The following is a 14427-nucleotide window of genomic DNA, read 5'->3' on the forward strand; positions in this document are numbered from 1 at the left end:
GTTAAAACCGTTCGCCACGGTTAGAGTGGAGCCATGACAGATCTTTGGGTACGCCGTGCCATTTCCCTGCTCGACGCTGACGCGAACCGCAGCGCCGACACCCACCTGCATCGCTTCGAACTTCCCGCCCACTGGGGGATCGAGCTCTATTTGAAGGACGAGTCGGTGCACCCCACCGGTTCGCTCAAGCACCGGCTGGCGCGCTCGCTGATCCTCTACGGGCTGGTCAACGGGAAGATCGGCGAAGGCACCACGCTGGTGGAGGCCTCCAGCGGATCCACGGCCGTTTCCGAAGCGTACTTCGCGCGGATGCTGGGGCTGGACTTCATCGCGGTGGTGCCCAAATCCACCAGCGGCGAGAAGATCGAGCTGATCGAGTTCTACGGCGGGCGCTGCCACCTGGTGGACGCGGCCGGCCAGGTCGATGAGGCGGCCCGCGCGCTGGCGGCCGAAACCGGCGGCTACTATCTGGACCAGTTCACCTATGCCGAGCGGGCGACGGATTGGCGCGGGAACAATAACATTGCCGAGTCGGTGTACGCGCAGATGGCCGCCGAAGCCCACCCGATCCCCAGCTGGATCGTGGTCGGAGCCGGGACCGGCGGCACCAGTGCCACCTTCGGGCGCTATGCGCGCTACAAGCGGCACGAAACCAGGATCTGCGTGGGCGATCCGGAAGGCTCCTCCTTCTACGGGGGATGGCGCACCGGGGACATGGGCTACGCGACGGGGCAGGGATCGCGCATCGAGGGGATCGGCCGGCCCAGCGTGGAACCGAGCTTCGTGCCAGGGGTAATCGACCAGATGGTGCAGGTGCCCGATGCCGCCTCGCTGGCAGCCATGCATTTCCTGCGCGCCAAGACCCGCTACTTTGCCGGCGGCTCCACCGGGACCAACCTCTACGCGGCGTTCGGAATCATCGCCCAGATGCTCGAACGCGGTGAGCAGGGCTCGGTGGTGACGCTGATCTGCGACTCCGGCGAGCGCTACGCGAACACCTACTACAACGAGCAGTGGGTGGCCGAGCAGGGCTTGGACCTGGAGCCCTACGCCGCGCAGCTGGAGCGCTTCATCCAGACCGGGGCCTGGAGCTAGCTGCCACGCAGGGCGGGCATGAGCCCGGCCCGCTTCTTGCGCTGGTGCACCGAGAAGTAGCCCAGGCCCGCTTCGCCGGCCACGAAGCGCCGTTGGGAGCGGGCGGGCAGGTAGATGATGTCGCCGATGGCCAGCTCGATGGATCCGCTGGCGGTATGCAGCACCCCGGAGCCGGCGAAGACGTGCAGCACCACGTCCAGCTCCGGGCCCTGGTGCTCCCCGATCTCTCCGGACGGGGCCAGCGAGATCACGTTGGCGTCGAGGTCGCGCTGCCCGGGTTCCAGCTTCCAGATCGCTCCGTTGGTTTTTCCGGCGGCCAGCTCGGTGGTATTGGCCATGCGGCGCGGTTCGGGCATCGTCTCTCCTTGAAGTTCTCTGCTGCAGCTTCCAGCCTATCCAATGGCGGGCAACGCCCCGGTCCACCGGGCGGTGACGCGGTGCGTGCCGAACTGAGCCAGTTGGCCACGCGGCCGCTCATCCTGGCCATGGCACTGGGAGCGCTGGTCAACGGGGGCACCTTCGCGGCGTTCACCTTCATTGCGCCGGTTGCGGCTATCACCGCCGGCGTGGCCGAGGGATGGGTTTGGGCCGCGCTGGTCCTGTTCGGGCTCGGATCCTTCCTCGGCGTAACCAGCGCAGGGCGGCTATCGGATCGGCGACCGGGCCTGGTGCTCTTCTCCGGAGGACCGCTGCTGCTGGCCAGCTGGGTCGTGTTGGCTTGGACCGCGTCGCATCCCATGGCGCTGCTCTGCCTTGTCTTCATCCAGGGTGTCCTGATTTTCGGCGTCGGCAGCCCCTTGATTGCGCGGGTGCTCTACGCGGCCTCGGCATTGGCGACGGCCGCGCCCTTGGCCATGCTGCTGAGCCGGCGCACGCTGTTGGATACCACGGCTGGCTCCCATCGATGACCCGCCGCGGCGCGCTTCGCCCACAGGCCCCGGGACGCCGGGAAAGAAAGCGCGGTGGACCTGGGTGCACCGGTGCGGGGTAGCCGGCGTTGCCCCGTAATCTGCGCTCGTTGCGTGCGCCACCTGCCGGTGTGTTGGGAGGAACCTTCGGCAGCGTCAAAAACCCATGACACAAGGTGGCTGGCGCAGTAGGGTGAAGAATAGACCCACTGGAAAATTGTGTGCAGGAGGAATGTTTTGCCTACCGTAGCCGACCACCTGATTGAACAGCTCGATACCCAGGGAGTGCGCCGGATTTACGGCCTTCCGGGGGATTCCCTGAACGGCTTGACCGATTCATTGCGGGAGAACGGGCGGATCGAATGGGTCCACCACCGCCATGAGGAAGCCGCTGCCTTCGCCGCGGCGGCCGAAGCCGGAATCACCGGAGAGCTGACGGTATGCGTCGGCTCTTGCGGACCGGGGAACCTGCACCTGATCAACGGGCTGTACGACGCGAACCGCTCGCGCGTGCCGGTGCTGGCGATTGCAGCGCACATCCCTACCGAGGAGATCGGTTCCAACTACTTCCAGGAGACCCACCCGGTGGAAGTCTTCCGTGGCTGCTCGGTCTATGCCGAACAGGTTTCCGACCCCAAGCAGATGCCGCGCATGCTGCGCATTGCGATGCGCGAGGCCATCGAGAAGCGCGGCGTGGCAGTACTAGTGATTTCCGGCGATGTCGCGTTGGCGGAGATGGAACGCACGCCCACCCAGGAAATCACCAAGACCAACCCGCGGGTGCTGCCCAATGAAGACGAGCTCGAGCGCACCGCGGAGATCCTCGAAGGCTCGCGCAAGGTCACCATTCTGGCTGGTGCGGGCGTGGCAGGAGCCCATGACGAGGTGATCGCGCTGGCTGGCAAGCTCGGCGCGCCGATCGTGCATGCGATGCGAGGCAAGGAGCATATCGAGTACGAGAACCCCTTCGATGTGGGCATGACGGGCCTGCTGGGTTTCGCTTCGGGCGCCAAGGCGATTGCCGAATGCGATGTGCTCCTGATGCTGGGCACCGACTTCCCCTACCAGCAGTTCTACCCGCAGGACGCGACCATCATCCAGGTGGATATCCGCGGCGAGCAGATCGGCAAGCGCACCCGGGTGGACATCCCGCTGGTGGGCACCGTGAAGGACACCGCGGCGGCTCTGGATGCGCTGCTGCCGGTGCAGACCCACCGCAAGCACCTGGAGACAGCGGTGGAGCATTACCGCAAGACCCGTACGAAGCTCGACGAGCTCGCCACGCCCTCCAAGCCGGGTGCTGCAATCCATCCGCAGTATCTGGCCCGGCTGATCGACCAGCACGCAGATGAGGATGCGATTTTCACCGCCGATGTGGGATCCCCGGTGATTTGGGCAGCCCGCTACCTGACCATGACCGGCAAGCGACGGGTGCTCGGCTCCTTCAACCACGGTTCCATGGCCAACGCACTGTGCCATGCCCTGGGCGCCCAGGCAATTGACCGGCAGCGCCAGGTTATCGCGTTCGCCGGGGACGGCGGATTGGCCATGATGCTCGGTGAGCTGCTGACCGCCACGCAGAACAAGCTGCCGATCAAGATCGTGGTGTTCAACAACTCCTCGCTGAATTTCGTGGAACTGGAAATGAAGGCCGCCGGGTTCGTCACCTACGCCACCGATCTGCACAACCCCGACTTCGGGGCCGTGGCTACCGCCTCGGGGCTCAAGGGCTACCGGGTAGATGATTCGGCGCAGCTTGAAGCCACGGTGCAAGAATTCCTGGCCCATGACGGTCCTGCGCTGCTGGATGTGGTGACCGACCGCCAGGAGATGTCGATGCCACCGGAAATCAAGTTGGAACAAGCCAAGGGATTTGCCTTGTATGCCATACGCACCGTGCTCTCCGGGCGTGGCGACGAGCTGCTGAATCTGGCTAAAACCAATTGGCGGCAATTGTTCTAGTCCTTTTATGCCTATGCTTGTTGCTGGTGCCCTTGGCACCAGCAACACGTTTGTGACATCAAGAAAGTTGGCGCTTTGGCTTCGCAACCTGCCGCTACCCACGCGGCCACCATCGAGGATTTCACCCGCAACCTGGCTGCTGTCAACCAGAAGATCGCCGCGGCGGCGCTGGCCGCCGGCCGCGACGCTGGCTCGGTTCGGCTGCTGCCGGTCACCAAAACCATCGATTTCGAGCGCTTGGCATTGGCCATTGCTGCCGGTGTGGACACGCTGGGGGAAAATAAGGTCCAAGAGGCCCAAGGCAAGTACGAGCACTTCTGCGAGGATTTCCCGCACCTGCGTTATGCGATTATCGGTCCCTTGCAGACCAACAAGGCGAAGTTCGTGGCGAAGTTCGCTGATGAGTTCCATGCCTTGGACTCGCTGAAGCTGGCACAGACCCTGCAACGCCGGTTGGAGGCAGAGGATCGGACGCTTGAAGTCTTCATCCAGGTCAATACCTCCGGCGAGGAAAGCAAATCAGGCATCGAAGCTGCTGGGGCAGCGGACTTGCTTGGCGGGTTGGCGCCGCTGGATCGGTTGACGCCAGTGGGCTTGATGACCATGGCCGCAAATACCAAGGACGAAGCATCCATCCGTGGCAGCTTTGCGTTGCTGCGCGAAACCCGTGACCAATTGCAGCAGGATGCTCCTGAAAGCTTCCAGCACCTGTCCATGGGCATGAGCGGAGACTACGAGCTGGCCATCGCCGAGGGGGCCACCGTCGTGCGTGTAGGCCAGGGAATCTTCGGTGCCCGCACCTACCCGGCCTAAGACGCTTCTGCGTCGCCACTGAGCTTCGTTGCAAGGGCAGCTGGCAAATCGCCAGCTGCCCTTGCTGCGCGTTCTCCACAGCCGGTCGTGCGTCGGCCAAACTGTGGGTGCCAGGGGCGACACTACATGTAGTGGTGCACACCGTGTACCCCGAACTACATGGAGGGTGCAGAACACGCCGACGAACATCTCACAAGAAGAATTTTTAACCCACGGCGGACTTCTGCCAACCTGTGGACAAAGGTCTCGAGTCCGCGAGAAATCGCGGTTTAAACGGGGGTTAATATCCACAGTTCCTGTGGACGTTGCCGTGGATGAATGACATACTTGTAATACATCATGTTGTGGCCGCTTGACCCGCCAAACACAAGATGTAGTATTGAACCCGTCGGTGCGGCTCGCACCAGAAGCACCTCGAAACAGTGGTTTTGAGGCATCCGAGAGGATGGCTAGGACTTTTCCGAAAATCCGGGATCCTAGCCGAAACAAAGACTTTTTAAAGGGGATCAGGGACATGGCCATCACGGTTTACACGAAGCCTTCCTGCGTTCAGTGCAACGCTACGTACCGCGCGCTGGATAAGAAGGGTGTCGAGTACAACAAGGTAGACATCTCTCAGGATGCGGCAGCCTTGGAGCACGTTCGTGGCTTGGGCTACATGCAGGCACCTGTCGTAATCACCGATGACGATCACTGGTCGGGCTTCCGCCCAGACAAGATCGAGCTGCTGGCTCCAGCCAACTAATCAAGAATTCCATCCGCTAGCTTGTAGTGGAGGCGAAAAGCAATGTCACCTGCAGCGCTTGCCGATAGGCAAAATGCTGAGGCCCAGGAACCGCTGGAACTCACCGATTCGAAACTGATCTATTTTTCATCTGTTTCGGAGAACACCAAGCGTTTCGTGGACAAACTTGAGATGGATGCCGCACGGATTCCGGTCTATGCGACCGAACCGCAGCTGATCTCAACTGCACCATACGTGCTGCTCATACCCACTTATGGCGGAGAGCGTGGCAAGCGCTCGATCATGCCGCAGATCATGAAGTTCCTGCGGCATGAAGCGAACCGCGTGAATCTTCGCGGCGTGATCGGTGCAGGGAACACAAACTTTGGCGAGTACTACTGCATTGCGGCAAAACGCATTGCCGAGAAATGCAACGTACCCGTGCTTTACACATTCGAAATTATGGGAACCTCAGAAGACGTTCTCAACGTCAAAGAAGGGCTTGAAACCTTTTGGACACCAGCGTCGCAGAACCGGCAGCAACGATGAATAGCTCAAAGGAGCTCCCAGCCCAGTTCCGGGGCTTGAGCTACAACGACCTCAACGCCATGCTGAACCTTTACGGACCAGATGGAAAGATCCAGTTTGAGGTGGACCGCTACGCGGCTCGCCAGTACTTCTTGGACCACGTGAACAACAACACCGTGTTCTTCCATGATCTCGATGAGAAGCTTGAATATCTGGTCAAGCACGAGTACTACGAGCGTGAAACCCTCGATCAGTACTCGATGAACTTCATCCGGGATCTGTTCAAGCACGCCTTCGGCAAGAAGTTCCGTTTCGAAACCTTCTTGGGCGCCTTCAAGTTCTACACCTCGTACACGCTGAAGACCTTCGATGGCAAGCGCTACCTGGAACGCTACGAAGACCGCGTATGCATGGTTGCCCTGCACCTGGCACGTGGCGATGAAAAGCTGGCCATGCACCTGGTCGATGAAATCATCGAAGGCCGCTTCCAGCCGGCCACCCCAACCTTCCTGAACGCCGGCAAGGCACAGCGTGGCGAACTCGTCTCCTGCTTCCTGCTGCGCATCGAAGACAACATGGAATCGATTGCCCGCGCAGTCAACTCGTCGCTTCAGCTGTCCAAGCGCGGAGGTGGCGTTGCCCTGTCGCTGACCAACCTGCGTGAGCACGGTGCGCCGATCAAGCAGATCGAGAACCAGTCTTCCGGCGTCATCCCGGTGATGAAGCTTCTTGAAGATTCCTTCTCCTATGCAAACCAGCTCGGTGCACGCCAGGGTGCAGGTGCCGTTTACCTGAACGCACACCACCCGGACATCTACCGCTTCTTGGACACCAAGCGCGAAAACGCTGATGAGAAGATCCGTATCAAGACCCTGTCCTTGGGTGTTGTTATTCCGGATGTCACCTTCGAACTGGCTCGCAAGAACGAAGACATGTACCTGTTCAGCCCGTACGACGTCGAGCGCGTCTATGGCGTACCGTTCAGCGAAATCTCCGTCACCGAGAAGTACTACGAGATGGTAGACGACGCTCGGATCAAGAAGACGAAGATCAGCGCCCGCGAGTTCTTCCAGACCCTGGCCGAGATCCAGTTCGAGTCCGGTTACCCGTACATCATGTTCGAAGACACCGTGAACAAGGCCAACCCGATTGCCGGCCGCATCACCATGTCGAACCTGTGCTCGGAAATCCTCCAGGTTTCCTCCGCTTCGGAGTTCTCTGACGACCTGAGCTACAAGACCGTCGGCAAGGACATCTCCTGCAACCTCGGTTCGATGAACATCGCCAAGGCCATGGACGGCAAGGATCTGGCTACCTCGGTAGACATCGCCATCCGTGCCCTGAGCGCAGTTTCGGACATGTCCTACATCGCCTCGGTTCCTTCGATTGCTGACGGCAACAGCAAGTCGCACGCCATCGGCCTGGGCCAGATGAACCTGCACGGCTTCCTGGCCCGCGAGCACATCTACTACGGCTCCGAAGAAGGCATCGACTTCACCAATATCTACTTCTACACGATCCTGTTCCATGCACTGACTGCATCGAACAAGATCGCCATGGAGCGCGGCGAGACCTTCGATAACTTCGAGAACTCGAAGTACGCCTCGGGTGAATTCTTCGACAAGTACACCGAGCAGGAATGGGTTCCAGCTACCGAGCGCGTCCGCGAACTGTTCGACGGCATGCAGATTCCTACCCAGGAAGACTGGAAGGCGCTGAAGGCTTCTGTCATGGAGCACGGCATCTACAACCAGAACTTGCAGGCAGTTCCTCCCACCGGTTCGATCTCGTACATCAACAACTCGACTTCCTCGATCCACCCGGTCGCAGCGAAGATCGAGATCCGCAAGGAAGGTAAGATCGGCCGCGTTTACTACCCGGCTCCTTACATGAACAACGAGAACATCGACTTCTACGAAGACGCTTACGAAATCGGCTACGAGAAGATCATTGACACCTACGCTGCCGCAACCCAGCACGTAGACCAGGGCCTGTCGCTGACCTTGTTCTTCAAGGACACTGTCACCACCCGTGACATCAACAAGGCCCAGATCTACGCATGGCGCAAGGGCATCAAGAGCCTGTACTACATCCGCCTTCGCCAGCTTGCGCTGGAAGGCACCGAGGTTGAAGGCTGCGTTTCCTGCGCACTGTAAGACCTTGATCCATTGACCGGTTAGCCGGGCAATGGCATCACGCAACAGCTGCCGCATGGTTTCGCCCAACGGCAGCTGTTGCATATCAAAACGACCTCAGATCGTGTCAGCGATCTGACAATAACTTGGGGCCTTGCTGTACAGGTGGCGTTCGAAAGAACGGTAGAGTTGTAAGCAAAGTTCTTAATACGATTTAGCTTTTCGATGAGGGGCAATGACCGAGAAGATTCAGCTCACCAACAAGGTTGAGGCAATCAACTGGAACCGTATCCAGGACGACAAGGACGTAGAGGTCTGGAACCGTCTCGTCAATAACTTCTGGCTGCCGGAGAAGGTGCCGCTGTCCAACGACATCCAGTCGTGGGGAACCCTGACCGAAGACGAGAAGCTGCTGACCATGCGCGTCTTCACCGGTCTGACCCTGCTTGATACCTTGCAGGGCACCGTTGGCGCTGTTTCGCTGATTCCAGATGCGATCACCCCACACGAAGAAGCCGTGTACACCAACATTGCCTTCATGGAATCGGTACACGCAAAGAGCTACTCCTCGATCTTCTCGACCTTGGCATCGACCAAGGAAATCGACGAAGCCTTCCGCTGGTCCACTGAAAATGTGAATCTGCAGAAGAAGGCTCAGATCATTGAGAGCTACTACCACGGCGAAGATCCACTGAAGCGCAAGATTGCTTCGACGCTGCTCGAATCGTTCTTGTTCTACTCGGGCTTCTACCTGCCAATGCACTGGTCCTCGCATGCGAAGCTGACCAACACTGCAGACCTGATCCGCTTGATCATCCGCGACGAAGCTGTTCACGGTTACTACATCGGATACAAGTTCCAGAAGGGTCTGGAAAACGAGACCGAGGAGCGCAAGCAGGAGCTGAAGGACTACACCTTCGAGCTGATGTATGAACTGTACGAAAATGAAGTCCAGTACACCCACGATCTCTATGATCCGGTAGGCCTGTCCGAGGACGTCAAGAAGTTCTTGCACTACAACGCCAACAAGGCGCTGATGAACTTGGGCTATGAGGCGATGTTCCCGTCGACCGTGACCGATGTGTCGCCAGCGATTTTGGCTGCGTTGAGCCCGAACGCTGATGAGAATCACGACTTCTTCTCCGGTTCCGGTTCGTCGTACGTGATCGGCAAGGCAGTGAACACCGAAGACGAAGACTGGGATTTCTAATCTAGAAAATCTTCAGCTTAATTGGTGATGGCCAGCAGGCCCGGACTCATGCAGAGTCCGGGCCTGCTGGCATTTAAGCTGTTCCGAAGTTGACGTATCCGGCTGGGCTAACGGTACGTCAGCGGTGGACCGAGCAAGATCTTGGGGCGCCTGTGGTGTTGGAACGGCCATTGGTAACTACGTGCGAACCCGGTGCGTGGACAAATGTCCCGTTTGCGCGGTGAGCAGCGGTTATGAAATCTGGAGTTCGTTCTCGCAGTATCCCCATCGAGACAAGGACAACCGCCAGATCGCGGGGAATTATGGCTTGGGCGGAAGCAACCTGGCCCGCAACCGCAGATGAACGCGAAATGGCGAGATTTCGCAGGTATCGTGAGCAACGCGGTTTGACTAGCATCCACGCGAGTTCAGCCTCTTACAGCAAAAACTCCTTCGGCCACAAAAGCAGAAGAGAGCGACCTCAGCACGGCGGTCGAATAATCAGATCGCTGCATCATTATGGTTCTCTGCCAAAGCAAGAATGGGGGTCCAGATGCCTAGCTTGCCAGGCAAACTGGAGCGATTGAAACACCAATTATCGGGGCTTGGCGAGGTCTTTATTGTGCCTCCTGCTGAAGATGGATACGTATTCTTGCGGTATGCCGACTCCCAAGAGCTATACGCATTCGACTGCACTTTCGAAGAAGTGCTCAATCACGCGGTTCAATCTGGTGGCGAAGAGTTCTGGCCTCAAATGGAACCATTTGAAGCTCAAGTGGCGCTCTTCGCGGTGCACGTTATGGAAACGATCGAGACTGCGCCGGACAAGGCACGTATTTTGAGCTTTGGAGGCAGTGGTCTTGAGACAGTGAAGGGTAAGCTGCCTGCGGCAGCGATTCGCGAAAACGAGTAACTTGAGTAGGCGTAATAGCAATCTCGGTATGCTTCCACAGAAGCATGCGCCGCCGTTGCCCTATTCGAAAGGACCGATCTCACATACGGGTCCGAAATTTTGCGCCTTCGCCGACGGCTCAGCCAAGCTGGGGTCTGAAGACTGCGAGATGGACTCCAATCCGGAGCCGCAGAGGTGTTCGCTGTTGATGTGAACCGTGAACTTAAAGTGGGACTGCCTGCTGACCCGGCAGAGCGATACGCCAGTATTATTCGAGCGTCGAAAGATGCGGATCCGCAACCAAGGTGAGTTACCTAGCCCATTGAATTGGAAATTCATGGGGATGCGACCACTCCGGCTATAGCCCAGCTTCGGTGGGTCCATAGTCATGCACAGCGGCGCACTCAACGCTCGGAGATAAATAGTAGATACTTAGACAGTACAGGTAGCTATAAATGCGGGGGAGTCAATGTGCAGATCGAATCCACTTCGGATGAACAGCGTTCATTGGATGACCAGCAGATTCAGCGGATTCGACGCAAGTCGATTTCCGTCCTCGCTGCGGGACAAATTCTTGGAGGTCTAGGCGGTGGCGCAACCCTGACTTTGGGGTCGCTGCTGATCGTAAGCATTTCCGGACTCGATGCATTGGCTGGCATGGCCGCGACCATGAATACTTTAGGTGCTGCCATCATGGCGTTGCCTTTGGCATTGCTTGCCCAGAAGTTCGGCCGGCGTATTTCGCTGTCGACCGGCGCATTGCTGGCAGCCAGCGGTGTTGTCGTCATCATTGCCGCAGCTTTTCTGAGATACTGGCCGTTGCTGCTGCTTGGAATGCTGGTTCTGGGAACAGGTTCGGCAATGAACCTCCAATCTCGATTCGCTGCCACCGACTTGTCCACCACGGCTACACGAGGCCGTGACCTTTCCCTGGTTGTGTGGTCAACAACTGCGGGTGCAGTCATCGGCCCGAATTTATTTGAACCTGGAGAAGAGCTAGCGCAGTTCATCAGCCTTCCACCGTTTACCGGCGGCTTTCTTATTGCGATGTGCGCCCAGCTGGTAGGGGTTCTTGTCTACTGGCTGGGCTTGCGTCCCGATCCGTTGCAGATCGCACAGCGTCAGGCGGCTGCCCAAGCGAGCGAGGTTCAGCTTCGCCGCCGCGGCTGGAGCATCCTAAGAAACACTCCTGCTGCCAGGCATGCCGTGCTTACCGTCGCCTTGACTCATCTTTATATGGTGTCCATGATGTCGATGACTCCAATTCACATGCAGCATCAAGGGGCAAGCCTCACGCTCATCGGGATCACCATTTCGGTCCATGTTGCGGGGATGTATGCGCTCTCACCAGTCTTTGGCTGGCTCACAGATATGCGAGGTCCACGAACGGTCATCTTTACCGGACAGGCGTTGCTAGTTACCGCAAGCATCTTGGTATGGAGCAATGCAGAGAACCATACCGTGACAACTTTGGCGTTGCTTAGTCTAGGCCTCGGTTGGTCGGCGTCGACGGTTGCAGGCGCAACGATGATTACTGGATCAGTTGGCCTTGCTGAACGTCCGAAGTTGCAGGGCACGTCGGACCTCTGCATGAATCTGGCTGGTGTGCTTGGCGGTCTCACCGCTGGCCCAATTTTGGCAGCTGTAGGGTTCCGCGGACTGGCCGTGGTGCTGTTGATTTTCGCGATGTTCATGATCGCTGTGAATATGAAGTCTAATAGCGCTGGAACTGTTCACGAGTAGGCTGCAAATCCAATTCGGTAATAGTCACTTCAAATGAAGGAGAGCATATTCATGGCAGGCAGAAGGCAGTGAATCAAAGTTGGGGGAGGGCCGGCTGGAATGGCCGCCGGTTCAATGCTTGCTCGCAGCGGTGTGCCAGTAGCGGTTCATGAAAAGCACGGTGAGTTCCTCAGGGACTTTCGCGGTGGCACCATCTGTCCGTCAACTTTGCACGTGCTCTATGAACTGGGACTGGTGGGCGAATTCGAAGAATCGGGTTCAGCAAAGTTACCCAGGCAAGTAGTCCGGTCTCCAACGGATCGCCGGCAACCGTTCCTAACCTGTCGCGAATGCAGCTCCCTTTTCAATTCATTGCCGTGGCGCCACAGTGGAATTTCCGCAATCTACTAGCCGTGCAGTCGATAGTCGAATTCCGAGCCGAATTCCAGCTGCCGATGCCGATAGCTGCAGCTTTCCGCTTGCCCCGAAGCAAACGGCACTGCCAGGTAGATTGCTTGGCGTTGGGGTTCTTCGGGAACGTCCTCCGGTCGAAGCCTGCAGCTAAGAACCGGTTAAAAGCAACAAAGGTGCAGTTCCAACCTTGCGGGGAACTACACCTTTGAAGAAAGTCTCTTAGCGAGCCTGGATGTTGGTTGCCTGTGGGCCCTTTGGACCAGCTTCCAGGGTGTACTCAACAGTCTGGCCCTCTTCGAGGCTACGGAAACCGAAGCTCTGGATTGCGCTGTAGTGTGCGAAGACGTCAGCCGATCCATCCGAAGGAGCGATGAAGCCGAAGCCCTTTTCAGCGTTGAACCATTTCACGGTGCCAGTGGCCATAGTGTTATATCCTTATTTATTGATTGGCCACGATGTGGCCTGGTTGCCGATCCGAAGTTCCGAATCGGAAAATTTAGGGGTTACCTCGCGCAGAGCTGCCGAGAACGATTCGCCTGCCGTCGATACGGAGAATCGAATACTGATTTTGCCGGTATCGGCCAAAACGGGGGTCGCTGCACTTGCTTAAACATCGTCGGATTCCAGGCTGCTAACGGGTAATGACCCCACGCTAGCGGAGTAGAACAAGGAATCCACAGAAAAGTGACGTACGGAGTCGTCGAGATGTTTTATCTGCAGTGAAGAAGAGAAGATGAAGAATTCGTTTCGATAGGAGCTCATTCGATCTGAAGATCGATGAACCGATTTGTAAAGCACAGACGATTTGTTGGCTGTGCTACAAATCCTACTGCTAACAATTACTGGCGGGGACTCACACCTGCAACCGTTGAGGTAACAAATCAAGCGTACCATTGATCGCTGGTCCGTGGGGCGTGATGCGTGATACTTGGGCGTTTTGGCAATGCAAATCGTTGCATCGACATTCGTTATTTCCCTGTTGACTAGTGTTTTAGTAAATATTATTTTTCCGGAAAATTGATGCGGGCTATTTTCATGCTCACCCTGCGGCCCTGGCTCTACCCCGTTTGGGCCGGTGCCCGAAGGGGTAGAGCCAGCAGTTACGGATTCGCTTGCGCCTGGACCTTAGCTAGCTGATTTCCGAGCAGATCCGCATTTATGGCTGCTCCGGCGATCGTTCCGGCTGCGGCTGCTGCCATGACCATCGCACCTAGGTTGCTGGCATTCCCTGCCGCATAAACCCCTGGCAGGGCTGTGGCACCCATTTCATTGACCTGGATGAAGGTGCCAAGCGGGTGCTCGGCAAGCTGTCCGCCGAGCTTGAGATAGAGCGAGGCTTGTGCGTTCATTCGGCTTGCAACGACCAGAGCTTGAGCGCTGATCTTCTGGCCGTCTGCCAGTGTGACTGAATCCAGAGTCCCTTGGGTATCGAAATCGATTGCTTTCACTGGCTGCTCAACCACCGGTATTCCCAATGCGGCAAGTGTCGCGCGATTTTCATCGTTCAATGCATCCGGGGTGTGGTTGACGAAGGTGATCTTCGAGCTGAGCTGGCTGAACATCATTGCTTGGTGCGTGCTCATGGGGCCGATTCCGAGTACCAGGATCTCCTGGTCACGCACTTCCCAGCCGTGGCAGTATGCGCAATGGATCGCGGTATCACCCCATGCTTGGGCCAGCCCCGGAATCGACGGCAAATCATCAATGAGGCCCGTTGCCAGCACGATTCTTTCGGCACTAAAGGTATTCCCTGCAGCAGAGACGCTGAATCCGGTGTCCAGCGAACCGGTGAGGTTCTCCACCCCGCCTTCGATGATCCGCGCACCATAGCCAATCGCTTCCTGCCGTCCGCGGGCCAGGAGGTCCAGCGGGTTGATGCCCTCGTTTCCCAGAACGTTGTGGGCATGCTGCGCTGCCGCGTTTCGCGGATTTCCCTCGTCGATGACCAGGACGGTACGCCGTGAGCGGCCCAATGCGACTGCGGCCGCGAGCCCGGCACTGCCGCCGCCGATAATGATCGCTTCGAAATGTTCCATGATTCCTCT

13 protein-coding genes and 1 pseudogene are annotated in these 14427 nt (G+C 58.0%); 11 read left to right on the plus strand and 3 right to left on the minus strand.

From position 1 onward, the window contains the following. The first annotated feature begins 33 nt into the window (after window positions 1–33). Entirely contained in the window at window positions 34–1095 is a 1062-nt protein-coding gene (locus tag ACP3TE_RS15780; RefSeq protein WP_332488758.1) for a PLP-dependent cysteine synthase family protein, read from the plus strand. Here the strand turns inward: ACP3TE_RS15780 and ACP3TE_RS15785 are convergent. Continuing rightward, window positions 1092–1451 (minus strand): cupin domain-containing protein, encoded by a 360-nt coding sequence (locus tag ACP3TE_RS15785; protein ID WP_105658528.1) that lies wholly within the window; start codon window positions 1449–1451, stop codon window positions 1092–1094. The genes ACP3TE_RS15780 and ACP3TE_RS15785 overlap by 4 nt on opposite strands. 84 nt (window positions 1452–1535) lie before the next feature. Here ACP3TE_RS15785 and ACP3TE_RS15790 point away from each other — a divergent pair. The 10 genes and pseudogenes from ACP3TE_RS15790 to ACP3TE_RS15835 form a co-directional block, all read left to right on the plus strand. Continuing rightward, window positions 1536–1934, plus strand: a pseudogene (locus tag ACP3TE_RS15790) (Cmx/CmrA family chloramphenicol efflux MFS transporter); the annotation flags it as partial. Window positions 1935–2240: 306 nt separating this feature from the next. Continuing rightward, window positions 2241–3965, plus strand: a complete 1725-nt coding sequence (poxB, locus tag ACP3TE_RS15795; protein ID WP_105658529.1) for a ubiquinone-dependent pyruvate dehydrogenase — start codon at window positions 2241–2243, stop codon at window positions 3963–3965. Between the two features lie 75 nt (window positions 3966–4040). Then, complete coding sequence (locus ACP3TE_RS15800) at window positions 4041–4778, plus strand: YggS family pyridoxal phosphate-dependent enzyme (protein WP_105658530.1); 738 nt, start codon at window positions 4041–4043, stop codon at window positions 4776–4778. 514 nt (window positions 4779–5292) lie between these two features. Continuing rightward, window positions 5293–5523, plus strand: a complete 231-nt coding sequence (gene nrdH / locus ACP3TE_RS15805; protein WP_013349130.1) for a glutaredoxin-like protein NrdH — start codon at window positions 5293–5295, stop codon at window positions 5521–5523. Between the two features lie 42 nt (window positions 5524–5565). Continuing rightward, complete coding sequence (nrdI, locus tag ACP3TE_RS15810; RefSeq protein ID WP_105658531.1) at window positions 5566–6051, plus strand: class Ib ribonucleoside-diphosphate reductase assembly flavoprotein NrdI; 486 nt, start codon at window positions 5566–5568, stop codon at window positions 6049–6051. Next, the gene (gene nrdE, locus ACP3TE_RS15815; protein WP_426734169.1) at window positions 6048–8186 is read left to right on the plus strand and encodes a class 1b ribonucleoside-diphosphate reductase subunit alpha; all 2139 of its coding nucleotides are present in this window, start codon (window positions 6048–6050) and stop codon (window positions 8184–8186) included. Before nrdI ends, nrdE begins: the two co-directional genes overlap by 4 nt. Before the next feature lie 214 nt (window positions 8187–8400). After that, window positions 8401–9375 carry a class 1b ribonucleoside-diphosphate reductase subunit beta gene (gene nrdF, locus ACP3TE_RS15820; RefSeq protein WP_105658533.1) on the plus strand — a complete coding sequence of 325 codons (975 nt, stop codon included), beginning with the start codon at window positions 8401–8403 and terminating at the stop codon, window positions 9373–9375. A gap of 532 nt (window positions 9376–9907) precedes the next feature. Beyond that, window positions 9908–10267, plus strand: a complete 360-nt coding sequence (locus ACP3TE_RS15825; protein ID WP_426734171.1) for a hypothetical protein — start codon at window positions 9908–9910, stop codon at window positions 10265–10267. A gap of 450 nt (window positions 10268–10717) precedes the next feature. Further along, complete coding sequence (locus tag ACP3TE_RS15830; RefSeq protein WP_426734173.1) at window positions 10718–11989, plus strand: MFS transporter; 1272 nt, start codon at window positions 10718–10720, stop codon at window positions 11987–11989. A 72-nt stretch (window positions 11990–12061) separates the two neighbouring features. After that, window positions 12062–12379 carry an FAD-dependent monooxygenase gene (locus ACP3TE_RS15835; RefSeq protein ID WP_426736244.1) on the plus strand — a complete coding sequence of 106 codons (318 nt, stop codon included), beginning with the start codon at window positions 12062–12064 and terminating at the stop codon, window positions 12377–12379. A gap of 222 nt (window positions 12380–12601) precedes the next feature. On the opposite strand, the gene ACP3TE_RS15840 is transcribed toward ACP3TE_RS15835, so the two are convergent. Both ACP3TE_RS15840 and ACP3TE_RS15845 read right to left on the minus strand, forming a co-directional pair. Beyond that, a complete protein-coding gene (locus ACP3TE_RS15840) occupies window positions 12602–12805 on the minus strand; it encodes a cold-shock protein (protein ID WP_013349123.1) in 204 nt (67 codons plus the stop codon). Window positions 12806–13482: 677 nt separating this feature from the next. Further along, entirely contained in the window at window positions 13483–14418 is a 936-nt protein-coding gene (locus tag ACP3TE_RS15845; protein ID WP_332595149.1) for an NAD(P)/FAD-dependent oxidoreductase, read from the minus strand. Between the last annotated feature and the right edge of the window lie 9 nt (window positions 14419–14427).

This window comes from Glutamicibacter sp. 2E12 (assembly GCF_050030965.1).
In the GTDB taxonomy this organism is placed as follows: Bacteria; Actinomycetota; Actinomycetes; order Actinomycetales; family Micrococcaceae; genus Glutamicibacter.